Here is an 11,635-nt window from a genome sequence, read left to right on the forward strand (position 1 = left end):
GTGCACGTTCGTGGAAACCCGGCGCCATCGCGGGGAGGACCGGCAATGGGTCAGATGGCTTCTTCGCCTCGTTCCCCTGTGCGAATTCGAATGGTGTCCACCAGGTCGGTGACGAAGATCTTGCCGTCGCCGATCCGGCCCGTCTGGGCGCTTTTCATGATGGCGTCCACAACGTCGTCGAGCTGGTTGTCGGGGATGATGATTTCGAGTTTGATCTTGGGGAGAAAATCCACCACGTACTCTGCGCCCCGGTAGAGTTCAGTGTGCCCCTTCTGCCGGCCGAACCCCTTCACCTCGCTGACGGTAATGCCTTTGATGCCGATCTCGTTGAGCTTGTCCTTGACCTCGTCGAGTTTGAACGGCTTGATCACTGCCTCCACTTTTTTCATATACATATCCTCGCGTCGAAAGGAACGCTCCGCGGATTTCCGCCTCAAGGCCAAAACCGGGGAAGTCGTTCGTATCTGTTGGGGTCAAGCTGGTTTGGATGGGCCAATGGAACCGAACCTTAAACCAAAATTCTCATCCGATCTAGCAAATTTTGGCGCAACCGCCCTCATCCCAGACGTTTGATGGCAAATAATATCCAATTTCCGTGCCAATTTCCCAATTTTAGATGCAAAACTTAAATTCAATTATTCCTTATAGATCAACAAATTACGGCGTGGATGCAGGAGGCATGCGGGAACCGGTGCTGTGATCCGCCACAAGGTTGCCCGCAAATGCGTCAAACCAAAAAAGGGTGATCAAAATTGAGGCAATCAGTTCCACTCCACCTGCCGGGTCAAGTCCATCAGTGTGTTCTCCAATTCCTGCCGCCGCTCCTCGAAAAGGCCCCCGTCAGTGCCTTTGGGAATGGCGGGCAGGGTGGGGCCAAAGGCGATTCGGCACCGGCTGAAGGGCAGGGGCAGGAGGAAATGGTCCCAACTGTTGAAGCGGAGTTTCCACCGCGCGTCCCACGCGCAGATGGAGTAGGGCGCCCCGGTCACCTGGCTGATACGCAGTATGCCGGGTTGTGCCACGTGACGGGGCCCGCGCGAGCCGTCGGCGATGACGGCGATTTTCAGGTTTTGCCGCAGGGTCTTTACCAGGCCACGTGAACTGGTGAGAGGCTGTTTGTATGACGAGCCGCGCACCACGCGGAACCCCAGGTGATCGCACAGGCCTGCCGCGATGTCGCCATCGGCACTCGGGCTGATCAGGATGGTGAGGTCGCTCCACCCGCGTAAATAATAAAACATGAGAATGAGGTGTTGATGCCAGCAGGTGAGGATGTGCGGCTTTCCGGACTCGCGAAGCGCGCGCACGGCTTCCGGGTTTTCGCACTCGATCCTGAGCGACTTGAACCAGGTTGTGCCGACTGCAATCAACAGCGGCACGAGGATGCGATTATAAAGAAACCTTTTCATCGGAGGCCCCGGCGGGCAGGTTCAATGAGTCGATGATATTTTGCGCGATGCGGTTCACCACGCCTGGCTCGCCCAGCGAGCGGCGCACGTCCTTGAGGCGCCGGCGGAATTCGGCGGCGCGTTCGGGATCGTTCAACACCTTGAGCGCTTCGTCGGCGATGGCCTCAGGCGTCACCTGTTCGTTCAGCAACTCGGTGGCCACCTGTTCCTCGGCGACGATGTTGACCAGGCCGAACAGGCGGATGTCGGTGAAAAAGCGCGCGATGAAATACGTGAGCGGATGCACTTTGTAGATGATGACCATCGGGCATTCGAGCAGGCCCGCTTCCAGCGTGGCGGAACCCGATGCCATGATGAGGAAATCGCTTCCCGCCATCACTTCATAGTTGCGCCCGGTGACAAGACGAATACCGAGCGGATTGTCCCCCAGGCGTTCACGCAGGAGTTCGGGGTCGATGGAGTCTGCCACCGGCAGAAGGAACTGCACGTCACTCAGTTTGTCTTTCAGGATGCGCGCCGCGCCCAGGATGTCGTCGAGCAGGTAATTGATCTCGCTCATGCGGCTTCCCGGCATGAGGCCAACGGTGGTTTTGTTGGGATCGAGCCCGAACTCGCGGAATGCGTCTTCTTTCGACAAGCGCGGTTGGGCGATGTCCACGAACGGATGTCCCAGGTACTCCACGTCCACGTCCACCTCGCGGTAGATGTCCTTTTCGAAAGGCAGGATGACGTACATCTTTTTTCCGGTCTGGGCGATGGTGTGGATGCGTCCCTTGCGCGAGGCCCATACCTGCGGGCTGATGAAGTAGTATACCGGGCAGTCGTGTTTCTTGCACACGCGGGCGAGGCGCAGGTTGAAGAAGGGGTAGTTGATGAGAACGGCTCCGGCGTACTGTCCTTTGGCGATTTCGCGCGACAGCTTGCGGAAAACGGCGATGTGGTGCCACAGGTTGCTGAAGAATTCGAACAGACCCATGCCGCCCATGCGCTGGATGTCAAACAGGGTGTGCACGCCCGCCTGTTGCATGTGGTGACCGCCGACGCCCTCGAATTCCAGCTCCGGATGGCGTTCCCGCATGGCGCGCACCAGGTTGCCGCCGTGCAGATCGCCGGAGGCTTCCCCGGCTACGATGAGGATGCGTTGGGCGTTCCTGCTCATGCCGCGTCCGGAGATTGTGTGGAACCGGAAGGTGGCGCGGGCGGATCGACGGAAACGATGACGAGCCCCGCTGCGTCCGCCATGTCGATCACCTTCTCGCGTTCGATCACCATGACACGTCCGGCCTCGATGGCCAGCGCGGCGGCGTTGCCGGCGATCAGGGTTTCGACGGTTTTGGGTCCGATGCCGGGGCTGTCGAAGCGGTAATCCTGGTCGGTTCTGCTGACTTTGATGGCGGTGCACTCCCCCTGCGACAGCTCGCACCCGCGGCCGAGGGCGCGGTCGGTGCCTTCCACCGCTTCGACGGCGATGACGGTGCCGCCTTTCATCACGAGGGTCTGGCCGATTTCCTGGTCGGCCATGTACTTGGCGATGGCGAACCCCGCTTCGATGTCGGCCAGCGTTTTCTTTGTCGGTTTGGTGCGTGTCAGCACACCGGCGGACGGGTACAGCTCTTTCATGAAATCCATCTGGTCGAGCACGGTGTAGCCGCGCTTTTCGACTTCTTCGATGATGCGGGTGAGGATGTCTTTGTCCTGGCTGGTGGTGAGCGACATCACGAACTTCAGGGAAAACAGGTCGAACAACTGCGGGCGGAAAATCATTTCCTTTTCCACCTTGCCCAGAATGAGCACGTCGCGGACATGCGTGGTTTCCAGCGTGCTGAAGATCTTTCCGGCTTTGACGGGGCTGATGCAGAAATTCTGCTCGACGTAAGGCTTGAGCGTTTCGCCGATGGCCTCGGTGAACGACACGGAGATCAGGGGGATGCCGCGTTCCTTCGCCTTGCGGGCGAAATACACGGGGATGTCTCCCGCACCTGCAATCAAACCAATGGGCTGTCCGCTGTCGTGGTTCATGACGGTTGGTTTCCTTCGCCGGGCCGGGGCGGACGCAGGGCCGGCCCCGCGGGCACAGCGCGGTGGGCCGGGTCGTTCACTTCCCGTTTCTCTGCTTGTTGAACATGTCCACGATGTTGAGGGCGATTTCCAGCGAATACAGCTCCTTGTCCACGGCCACATTGCGCGGCGTGCCGTTCTGCACGCAGTCGAGAAAATGCTGGAGTTCCAGCTTGAGCGGGTTGTCCTTGTGCACGAAGATGCGTTCGATCAACGACTCCTGCTTGTATCGCAGGGCGTCCTTGCTCAACTGGTGCTCGGAGGAAGTCTGGCGGTGAACGTAGATTTCCTGATCGGTGTAGTCGAGCAGAATGTACGACTCTTTCTGGGTTACCGAAAGCGTACGGATCTTGTTTTGTGAGGCGCGGCTGGCAATGATATTGGCCATGCATCCGTTTTCGAATTCCATCTGCACGTTCACGAGGTCGTCGCGTTCGGTGAATACGGAGGTGCCCATGACGTTGGTCTGGACCACTTTGGACTGCATGAGGTTGAGCAGGATGTCGATATCGTGAATCATGATGTCCAAAACCACGCCGTCGTCCTTGATGCGCTGGTTGAAGGGCCCCATGCGTTTGCATTCCACGAAGATGGGCTCGTGCACCAGCTTGTGCAATTCCTGCACGGCGCCGTTGAAGCGCTCGACGTGACCGATATGGAGAATGAGCTTATTCTTTTCCGCGAGGTCAAACAGTTCGCGTGCGTGTTCGAGGTTGGTGGCGCAGGGTTTTTCCAGCAGAACGTGGATGCCTGCCTTCAGGAAATCTTTAGTGACGGGATAGTGCAAAGCAGTGGGCACGGCCACCACGACCATATCCACCTGACCGAACAGGTCTTTATAATCGGCGACGGCGGTCAGGCCGTATCGGTTGCTGATCTCCCGGCACCGGTCTTCGTTGACGTCGGCGATATGCGTCAGTTTGATATCGCGCATTTCGGACAGAACACCGACATGGTACTGTCCCATTTTTCCAATGCCGACCACGCCGGCTCGCAGTGCTTCCATTAATCGATAAATCCTCGTTTGGAGTTCTTCATAAAATCAATAAGATATCGAATTTCCGGGTGCATTTCAATTTCCGCCTCAATCTTTTCAATGACCTGGGTGGTATTCCACTCCGGACTGCGGATCAGTTTGATAGCGGATTTGATGGCGGAGCGCACTTCCGGTTTCACCTCCCGGCGGCGCAGGCCCACCGCGTTCAGGCCGACGAGCCCGGCGGGGTTGCCCGCCACAGTGGTGTAAGGCAGGACGTCCTGATTGACGCCGGACATGCCGCCCACCATGGAACCGGTGCCGACGCGCACGTGCTGGTGAATTCCGACCTGGCCTGAGATGAAGGCGAAGTCCTCCACCACGATGTGCCCGGCCAATCCCGCGTAGTTGACTACAATGACCTGGTTGCCGATCTGGCAGTCGTGCGCAAGGTGTGCATACCCCATCAGCATGCAGTTGTTGCCGACGGTGGTGGCGCCGTTTTCGTGGCCGGAGCGGTGCACGGTGACGTACTCGCGGATGGTGGTGTTGTCACCGATGCGCGTGAACGACGTCATGTCGCGCTTGAAGCCGGTGATCTGCGGCTCGCCGCCGATCTGTGCTCCCTGAAAAATGCGGCAGTTTTTGCCGATGGTACTGCCGGGCTCGATCAGCACGTGCGGGCCGATCTCGGTGCCGTCCCCGATGACCACGTTCGGTCCGATGATGCTGTAGTGCCCGATCGAAACGCCGTCTCCGAGCTGGGCTTTTGGATCAATGATGGCGGTGTTGGCGATGCTCACTGAAGCGGTTCCGTGAAGAAGGGTTGTGAACGAGGTCGCTCGGCCGGCGGGATTGGGGTCGGGCTGGCTGCGAACAGGACAAGGTACCGATAAATTTTAAACCCGGGTTGAAAGCGTTTTCAATCTTTTCCAAGAACGGCCTGAATTTGTCCCTCGCAGGCCAGGGTGCCGTCCACCAACGCCTGCCCCTGGAAGCGGAACAACTCGCCGCGTTGTTTGATCTTGGTCAATTCCATGCGCAGGGTGTCGCCCGGCACCACGGGCCGGCGGAACTTGACGCCGTCGATGCCGGTGAACAGTACGGAGGCGTGGCCTTCTTTTTTCAACACGCGGAGCGCGAGGATGCACGCCACCTGCGCCATGGCCTCGACGATCAGCACGCCGGGCATCACCGGGAATTCCGGGAAATGACCGGGGAAAAACGGTTCGTTGTGTGTGACATTTTTGATGCCGACGATGCGGCTGTCGTCATCGCATTCGATCACCTTGTCCACCAAAAGCATGGGATAGCGGTGGGGAATGATTTTTTTGATGTCGTTGATGTCGAGCATGGTCTCCTCAGGGTGTCGAGGCGGGCCGCGGGGTTGTCAAAGGGGCCGTTGCCTGCGTGTTACTTGTTCATGCGGTTGTAGGTGTCGGTGGCGAGCTTCGTCAGGTCCGCCGAGGCGTCGCTGTAAAACACCGTTTTTTCTTCCAGAATCATGGTCAGGTTTTTCTGCTTCCCGATTTTCTTGATGACGTCCAGCATTTTTTTCAGGATGCGGTTGGTGATCTCCTGTTCCTTGCGGGCGAACTCATCGTTGCGATCCTGCACGTACCGTTCCAGATCTTTCTTCTCCTGGATGAAGCGCTCTTCCTTTTTCTGCTTCAGTTTGGGATCGAGGACGAAGCTCTGCTTGTTGATTTCTTCCAGCAGTTTCTGGACCCGCTGTTCCTTCAGCGCGATGCGTTTTTTTTCTTCTTCAAAATCAGATTTGAATTTTTGAAGTGCTTCTTTGAATTCCTTGGTGCCGGACACGGCTTCCTGCATGTTGATGAAACCGATTTTGAGATCCGCCGCCCGGGCGTGGGTGCCGGACAGGGGGAGCCAAGCACAGGCCAACCCCAGCACCAGAATAGCTTTCCAAATGGTTGTAGTTTTGCGTCTTGACCTGTTCATGAAAACCTCTCTTATGAAACGTCATTAACGTTAAAAAGCATTTCCCGCGGAGAAATGGAATTCAGCGTTGCTGTCGCCCGGCACGGCATCGAGCTTGACACCGTACGCCAGGGAGATGGGGCCGAAAGGACTGAGGAACCGGACGCCGCCGCCGACACTCTGACGCATGTCGAACGGGTCGATGTGCCGCGACGTGGTGGAGGTATCGAATCCGGTTCCGTACACGTTGCCCCGGTCATAAAAAGCAAACAACCGGAATTCCCGGGTGATCGGGTACTGCAACTCGATGTTGATCAGCAGGGCCTGGTCGCCGCCCAGCGGATCGCCGTTGCGGTCCTTGGGGCCGACCTGGCGGATAGTGAAACCGCGCAGGGAGTTGGACCCGCCCATGAAGTAGTGTTCGAAGATCGGCAAGCCGTCGTTGCCGTAACCCTCGGCAAACTGGACTTCGCCGTGCAGAGCCAAAACCAGTTGGCCGATCAGCGGGGTGTAATAGGTTCCTTCGTAGCTGGTCTTGTAGAAGTCCGCACCGCCCAGAAAACTGCCGGCGAACTCAAATCGTACCACATGCCTTGTGCCCTGTGTAGGGTTTAAAAAGTCATCGCGCGTATCGCGGATGAAAGTGGGCCCGATCCTGCTGGTGGTGCGGGTTCCATTCTGTAAAAATGTGGTCTGGGTGGCGGGATCGACATCCGAAATATTCACCTTCTCAAACCGGTAGCCGATGCCCAGCCAGTCCGTCTCCGACAGGTTTTTGCCCAGGCGCAGGCCGCCGCCGGTGGAACGGGAGTCGAAACTGAAAAAGTTGGAACGGCGGTTGAACAGATCGATGCCGAAAGAGATGTCGCTGTCAAAAATGCGCGGATCGGTGAAGTTGAAGTTGAAATTGGTGCGCCGCGCCGAAAGATCGGTCGACAGGTTCAGACTGCGGCCGGTGCCGAACAGGTTGTTCTGCGAGATGGAGGCGTTGAACACGACTTTTTCGACGGAGCTGAATCCCGCGCCGAAGGTCACGGCGCCCGTCGGCCTTTCGGTGACGGTGGTGGTGAGATCGACCAGTTCCGGGCTGTCGCCGCGGTGGGTGTCGATCTTCACGTTTTCAAAAAAGCCGAGGTTGTTGATGCGCTGTTTGCTGCGCTTCAGTTTCTTACTGTTGAACAACTCTCCTTCCTTCAGGCGGAACTCGCGCCGGATGACGTTGTCCTGCGTGCGCGTGTTGCCGTAGATGTCCACTTTGCCGACGTACACCTTGCGCCCGGGATTGACGGTGACTTCGACATCGACGGTTTTGTTTTCGTCGTCCAGGGTGGTCTGTGGCAGGGCGTCGGCGTAGGCGTGACCTTTTTCGGAATACAGTTCTGAGACGCGCAGGGCGTCCTCGCGCATTTTGGTGGCGTTGTAGATTTCCCCTTTTTTCGACTCCACCACCTTCAGAAGTTCTTCGCGCGTGTAGGTTTCATCGCCTTGGACGGTGACGCTCCCCAGCCGGTACTGGTCGCCTTCCTCAATGCGGATGTCCACATAGATTTCTTTTTCCTTGCGGTTGATCTCGATGGTGGGGTCTTCGATGTGAACTTTAAGGAATCCGTTGTCGTGGTAAAACGATTCCAGCCGCAAAACGTCGATGCGCAGGACGTCCTTCTTGTAGATGCCGGATTCGTCGAACCAGGACAGCCAGGTCTCCGACTTCGTTTCCATGTGGTCTTCCAGTTCATCTCCGTCGAACGCCTTGTTGCCGTGGAACCGGATTTCTTCAATCTTGACCTTCTCGCCTTCCTGGATCTGAATGATCACGTCCACAAGGCCGTTGGGGCTGAGTTTGTGTTTGATGTCGATCTTCGCCAGGAAGTAGGCCTTTTCCTTGTAGTGCTCGGTGAGTTTGGTGATGCTGTCCTGAATGAGATGGTCGCGGAAGGTGGCGCCGCGTTTGAGGGCGATGAGGTCGCGCAGATCTTCGGTTTTCAGGTTGGAGTTGCCGCGGAACTTGACGTCGCCGATGGAGGGGATTTCCTCAACGATGTAGATGACCTTCACTCCGTCGGTCATCGGCTGGGTGTCCACGCGGATGTCGGAAAACTGGCCGAGGCTGTAGATCTGCTCGATGTCGCGTCCGACGAGGACGCGCGACAGGGGTTCGCCGACCCGGGTCTTGATGTAGTAAAGGATGGTGGAGGTGTCCACCCGCTGGTTGCCGCGGATTTCGATGCCGCGCACGGTGGGCTGGGGCGCTTCGAACTGGGCGCGGACGGGGGCGGGGGCGGCGAAAATGGCGGTCAGAAAAAGGCAGAGGCAAACAAGCGCAATCCGGCAAATCCGTGCCGGAGGACCTGACCGGGTGTGTTCAATGCGGCATCCGTCCAATGTTTTGCAGGGAGTGGGTTTTTCGGGCAAAAAAAAGTATTAAGCTTTACGGCATAAATAACCATAAAGCTTAATACTTTGTCTATCTTAAACTGGGATCGGGAAATCCGAGTGCCGGTGCCCGGCACCCAACACCGTCAAACGGTGTTGAGCGCCCCGGCTTTTTCGGTGAAGACGAGTTCGTCGTCTCCGAGAGTGATTTCCACCACACCGCCCGATTTGAAACGGCCTTTCAGCATTTCATCGGACAGCACGTCTTCCAGGTATTTCTGGATGGCGCGCCTCAACGGCCGGGCGCCGAAGTTGCGGTCATAGCCTTTTTCGGCCAGCCATTTCTTGGCGTCCTCGGTCATGTCGATGGTGAGACCCTGCTGGATCAGCTGTTCGTTCAACTGCCCGATCTGGATGTCCAGAATCTGCGTGACGTCTTCCAGCGTCAACGGCCGGAACACGATGACGTCGTTCAGGCGGTTGATGAATTCCGGGTTGAACGTTTTGCGCAGGTCCTGTTTCAGGTCCTTCTCCATCTTGTCGAAGCTCATGTCCATGTCATCCTTGTGGAATCCCAGCGATCCCTTGTCCAGCATCTTGGAGCTGATGTTGGAGGTGAGGATGATGACGGTGTTCTTGAAATCGACGTTGCGTCCATAGCTGTCGGTCAGCCGGCCGTCGTCCATGATCTGCAACAGCAGGTGGAAGACATCCGGGTTGGCCTTTTCGATTTCGTCGAACAGGACCACGGAGTAGGGTTTGCGCCGGACCTTTTCGGTCAACTGGCCGCCTTCTTCGTAACCCACGTAGCCGGGAGGCGCCCCGGTGAGGCGGGAGACGTTGAACTTCTCCATGTACTCGGACATGTCGAGGCGGATGAGTGCATCGCGCTGACCGAACAGGAACTCGGCCAAAGCGCCCGCCAACTCCGTCTTGCCGACACCCGTCGGACCGAGGAACAGGAAGGTGCCAATGGGCCGGCGCATGTCCTTGAGGCCGGACCGCGAGCGGCGGATGGCCTTGGTGATGGCCTCGACGGCTTCCTTCTGGCCGACGATCTTGCTGCCCAACTCCTCGCCCATGTTGAGCAGGCGGGTGGACTCCTTCTCCTCGATGCGGTTGAGCGGAATGCCCGTCATGCTGGAGACCACCGCGGCGATGTCTTCTTCCGTGATGCTCGGCTCTTGCAGTTGATTTTCCTGTTCCCAACTGTTGCGGGCCTGTTCCAGCTTGGTGCGCAGTTCTTCTTCCTTGTCGCGCAGGTCCACGGCTTTCTCGAACTCCTGGTTTTCGATGCGCACTTTCTTTTCGCGCACCAGGGTGTCGATCTCGCGCTGGATCTGGCGCATTTCCGGAGACTGCGTGGCCTTGCGCAGGCGCACGCGCGAACCCGCTTCGTCGATCACGTCAATCGCCTTGTCCGGCAGGAACCGGTCGTTGATGTACCGGTCCGAGAATCGAACGGCGGTGATGATGGCGTCGTCGGTGATCTTGGCCTTGTGGTGCACTTCGTAAGGCACCTTGAGGCCGCGGATGATCTCGATGGTTTCCTCCACCGACGGCGGATTGACGATGATCGGCTGGAAGCGGCGCTCCAGCGCTCCGTTCTTTTCGATGTATTTCCGGTATTCCTCGAGAGTGGTGGCACCCACGCACTGAATCTCGCCGCGAGAGAGCGCCGGTTTCAGCATATTGGACGCGTCCACGGAGCCTTCCGCGGCGCCCGCGCCCACCAGGGTGTGCAACTCGTCGATGAACAGGATGATGTTGTCGTTCTGCGTGATCTCTTTCATGATGCCCTTCAGCCGGGCTTCAAACTGACCGCGGTACTTGGTGCCGGCGATCAGCGAACCCAGGTCGAGAGACACCACACGTTTGTCGAACAACGAATCGGGAACTTCGCGTTCCACGATCAACTGCGCCAAGCCTTCGACGATGGCCGTCTTGCCGACGCCCGGCTCGCCGATGAGCACAGGGTTGTTCTTGGTGCGGCGGCTGAGAATCTGGATCACCCGCTCGATTTCCTTCGAGCGGCCGATGATGGGATCCAGCTTGCCAGCCAACGCCATCTGCGTGAGATCGCGGCTGAATTCATCCAACGTCGGCGTCTTGCCAGCTTCGCGCGAGGATTCGGCGGGTTCTTTGAACATCTCCACCAGCTTTTCCTTCACGTCGTCGAAGTACATGCCGAAACTGTTCAGCACGCGGCAGGCCACGCCTTCTTTTTCTTTTAACAAACCCAGCAACAGGTGCTCGGTGCCAATGTAATTATGATTCAGGGAACGGGCTTCCTCGACGGCGAACTCCAAGACCTTCTTGGCCCGGGACGTAAACGGAATGTCGCCGATGACAAGGGAATTGGAACTGCGGGGCAGGTTCTTCTCCAACTCCTGCTTGATCTGGCTCAGATCGACGCCGGATTTCTGAAGAAGTGCCACAGCAATGCCGCCTCCGTCCTTGATTACGCCCTGAAGAATGTGCTCCGTACCCAGGTATTCATGCCGGTACAACTCAGCTTCTTCGCGCGCTAAGATGATGACTCGTCTGGCTCTTTCTGTGAATCGCTTAAACATGATGGTTCTTTCCAAAAGAGAATGAAAAACGGGTCTGCGGTGCCGTCACCCAGAACCCTAAAAGCAACAAGGAGTTGCGAGGTTCTGCTGGTGATTCTAATAAACATTTTAGCAAACCAACGCCATAATACAAGGATTATTTTCCGCCGGGGTATTCCCCCAACTTCTTTTATTACGGGCAATTATAGGATTTTTCCGCAAATGTGGCGATTTGGGCGCGATCCTTTCCCGCCCTGATTTGAATTGCCGATTTGGGCGAAAAATCATTGCGCCCCCCGCCTTTGCCGCCGCCCGGAGCGGGCCCT

Annotated in this window: 10 protein-coding genes; all 10 read right to left on the minus strand. The window is 57.5% G+C overall.

Annotated elements, in window-relative coordinates:
• Window positions 1–50: 50 nt before the first annotated feature.
• The 10 genes from J2S31_RS02245 to J2S31_RS02290 all read right to left on the minus strand — a co-directional run bounded on the left by J2S31_RS02245 (window position 51) and on the right by J2S31_RS02290 (window position 11,330).
• Window positions 51–389: a P-II family nitrogen regulator gene (locus J2S31_RS02245; protein WP_237097422.1), complete on the minus strand. Its 339-nt coding sequence runs from the start codon at window positions 387–389 to the stop codon at window positions 51–53.
• Between the two features lie 372 nt (window positions 390–761).
• Entirely contained in the window at window positions 762–1,409 is a 648-nt protein-coding gene (locus J2S31_RS02250) for a lysophospholipid acyltransferase family protein (protein ID WP_237097423.1), read from the minus strand.
• Window positions 1,390–2,568, minus strand: a complete 1,179-nt coding sequence (gene lpxB / locus J2S31_RS02255) for a lipid-A-disaccharide synthase (protein ID WP_237097424.1) — start codon at window positions 2,566–2,568, stop codon at window positions 1,390–1,392. The genes J2S31_RS02250 and lpxB overlap by 20 nt, the downstream gene beginning before the upstream one ends.
• Entirely contained in the window at window positions 2,565–3,428 is an 864-nt protein-coding gene (locus J2S31_RS02260; protein ID WP_237097425.1) for an LpxI family protein, read from the minus strand. The genes lpxB and J2S31_RS02260 overlap by 4 nt, the downstream gene beginning before the upstream one ends.
• 76 nt (window positions 3,429–3,504) lie before the next feature.
• A complete protein-coding gene (locus J2S31_RS02265) occupies window positions 3,505–4,473 on the minus strand; it encodes a Gfo/Idh/MocA family oxidoreductase (protein ID WP_237097426.1) in 969 nt (322 codons plus the stop codon).
• On the minus strand, window positions 4,473–5,246 hold the full coding sequence (gene lpxA / locus J2S31_RS02270; RefSeq protein WP_237097427.1) for an acyl-ACP--UDP-N-acetylglucosamine O-acyltransferase: 774 nt from the start codon (window positions 5,244–5,246) through the stop codon (window positions 4,473–4,475). The genes J2S31_RS02265 and lpxA overlap by 1 nt, the downstream gene beginning before the upstream one ends.
• 119 nt (window positions 5,247–5,365) lie before the next feature.
• Window positions 5,366–5,797: a 3-hydroxyacyl-ACP dehydratase FabZ gene (fabZ, locus tag J2S31_RS02275; RefSeq protein ID WP_237097428.1), complete on the minus strand. Its 432-nt coding sequence runs from the start codon at window positions 5,795–5,797 to the stop codon at window positions 5,366–5,368.
• A gap of 59 nt (window positions 5,798–5,856) precedes the next feature.
• Window positions 5,857–6,405: an OmpH family outer membrane protein gene (locus J2S31_RS02280; protein ID WP_237097429.1), complete on the minus strand. Its 549-nt coding sequence runs from the start codon at window positions 6,403–6,405 to the stop codon at window positions 5,857–5,859.
• Window positions 6,406–6,435: 30 nt separating this feature from the next.
• Window positions 6,436–8,619: an outer membrane protein assembly factor BamA gene (gene bamA / locus J2S31_RS02285; RefSeq protein WP_237097430.1), complete on the minus strand. Its 2,184-nt coding sequence runs from the start codon at window positions 8,617–8,619 to the stop codon at window positions 6,436–6,438.
• A 284-nt stretch (window positions 8,620–8,903) separates the two neighbouring features.
• The gene (locus J2S31_RS02290; protein ID WP_237097431.1) at window positions 8,904–11,330 is read right to left on the minus strand and encodes an ATP-dependent Clp protease ATP-binding subunit; all 2,427 of its coding nucleotides are present in this window, start codon (window positions 11,328–11,330) and stop codon (window positions 8,904–8,906) included.
• Window positions 11,331–11,635 lie beyond the last annotated feature (305 nt).

Origin of the sequence: Nitrospina gracilis Nb-211 (assembly GCF_021845525.1) — a bacterium.
GTDB classification, from domain to species: Bacteria; Nitrospinota; Nitrospinia; order Nitrospinales; family Nitrospinaceae; genus Nitrospina; species Nitrospina gracilis_A.

Bases quoted from the DNA above. Each gene is read 5' to 3' on its own strand.
- J2S31_RS02245 (WP_237097422.1), bottom strand. From the start codon at position 389: ATGAAAAAAGTGGAGGCAGTGATCAAGCCGTTCAAACTCGACGAGGTC.
- J2S31_RS02250 (WP_237097423.1), bottom strand. From the start codon at position 1,409: ATGAAAAGGTTTCTTTATAATCGCATCCTCGTGCCGCTGTTGATTGCA.
- lpxB (WP_237097424.1), bottom strand. From the start codon at position 2,568: ATGAGCAGGAACGCCCAACGCATCCTCATCGTAGCCGGGGAAGCCTCC.
- J2S31_RS02260 (WP_237097425.1), bottom strand. From the start codon at position 3,428: ATGAACCACGACAGCGGACAGCCCATTGGTTTGATTGCAGGTGCGGGA.
- J2S31_RS02265 (WP_237097426.1), bottom strand. From the start codon at position 4,473: ATGGAAGCACTGCGAGCCGGCGTGGTCGGCATTGGAAAAATGGGACAG.
- fabZ (WP_237097428.1), bottom strand. From the start codon at position 5,797: ATGCTCGACATCAACGACATCAAAAAAATCATTCCCCACCGCTATCCC.
- J2S31_RS02280 (WP_237097429.1), bottom strand. From the start codon at position 6,405: ATGAACAGGTCAAGACGCAAAACTACAACCATTTGGAAAGCTATTCTG.
- J2S31_RS02290 (WP_237097431.1), bottom strand. From the start codon at position 11,330: ATGTTTAAGCGATTCACAGAAAGAGCCAGACGAGTCATCATCTTAGCG.